The organism is Corynebacterium sp. MSK073, from assembly GCF_030232085.1.
Lineage (GTDB): Bacteria > Actinomycetota > Actinomycetes > Mycobacteriales > Mycobacteriaceae > Corynebacterium.
The window spans coordinates 1-1375 of the sequence record NZ_JASPIY010000036.1 but is presented as its reverse complement, the minus strand read 5'-3'; the positions used below and the strand labels follow the sequence as shown (position 1 = coordinate 1375).

General features: G+C 55.9%; 1 protein-coding gene and 1 pseudogene. One reads left to right on the top strand and one right to left on the bottom strand.

Annotated elements, in window-relative coordinates:
* The first annotated feature begins 330 nt into the window (after positions 1 to 330).
* A complete protein-coding gene (locus QP970_RS11555; protein ID WP_284869964.1) occupies positions 331 to 1170 on the top strand; it encodes a hypothetical protein in 840 nt (279 codons plus the stop codon).
* On the opposite strand, the pseudogene QP970_RS11550 reads toward QP970_RS11555, so the two are convergent.
* Positions 1148 to 1375, bottom strand: a pseudogene (locus QP970_RS11550) (hypothetical protein); the annotation flags it as partial. The gene QP970_RS11555 and the pseudogene QP970_RS11550 sit on opposite strands and share 23 nt — an antisense overlap.

Here is a 1375-nt window from a genome sequence, read left to right as displayed (position 1 = left end):
GCCTGTACGCGCTGATGGTACTGCAACCGGGAGGTTGTGGGAGAGTAAGTCACCGCCGACACCAAACAACAAACAACTAAATAGTGTTTATACGGTAGTCCCCGAAAGACCATCACCCCGAATAATTGTGGGTGGTTGGTGTTTCGGGGACTAGTCGTCGTTTCACCCCCGCTCATGGAGGCGACTTGTACTCTGTCGAGCTGGCAGAATGCGTGGCGGGGTGTCGTGGTTTTACCCCCTAGTGTCAGGTGTGGTGGGTAGGGTGAATCCGTGTTAGACGAAAACACATTCGACTTAACCGGTTTACTATTCCCGGGGGATACGACCACGATGACAAGTAGCACACCACCACCCACCACCAGGCACGAGCCAGTAGGCGACACCACGCCGGGGAATACCCGCCTGGCCGGCGAGCCACTGGACTACGACACCAACACTGACGCTACTACCGGCACTGATGCTGAGGCTGAGGCAGGGGTACCGGTCGTCTTTTATGCCACCAACACACCCGGCAATCCTATTGCTGCAGCTGGAGCACACGCCCGGAAGAACTCCTGGGTGTTCTACCAGTCACTCCTTCCCGACCTCGACGATGATGACGTGGATGTGACACTGACCAGCCTGGCTAAAGACCTAGGCCTCACCTACAGCACCCTGTCGGGGATTATCAGGGCACATTTCCGCATGCAAGAACTACCCCTAGTCGCAGCGACCAACATGGAGCAATGGATCCTGGATACACCACGCCTGCGGGTCATCGATAGGGAAATAGAACGCGTAGGCGACAACCACGACCACATAGGCCTAATCGATGCCGCCCTGGCAGATTTTCTCACCCCGACAGCACCGTGCCAGCATGTACCCACCGTGGCGGATATCCGCCGGTTTATCCGCGACTTCATCGACACCCACAACCTCACAGACGATGACACCGACGAGGTCGAGCCCACCCTTAACGTGTCAGTGCATAACAACCGCGCCACCATGAGCCTCACGTGTGATAAAGCTACGGCCGCTATTATCGCCCGCCACATCGATTCCCAAGCCGACAATAATCAGTGTGGTGCCGGTGAGGCGCTTATCCAACTCATCCTGGATGACACGCATACGGGCCTGACCCCCGGAAAGCAGACACGACGGGGGTTAGCTATGCTGCTTGGGTCAGTGTAGCTGATGTGAGTGCTTCGAAGTCATCGGGGGCTAGAAGGTTGCACCAGGAATGCCGTCTGCGGGTGTTGTAGCGCATGCACCATCGAAAGACTTCCTGCCGGCAGATAATGGGATTATCAAAGACTTTCTGAAGTGCCCCGGGTTTTGTTCCTAGGCATTTGCCTTGTTTTCCATTATTGCCTGTTGTGGGGTCTTCTTCCAAAAT

What these genes read in the sequence shown, in the direction of transcription:
- QP970_RS11555 (WP_284869964.1), top strand. Translation starts at nt 331, where the DNA reads ATGACAAGTAGCACACCACCACCCACCACCAGGCACGAGCCAGTAGGC.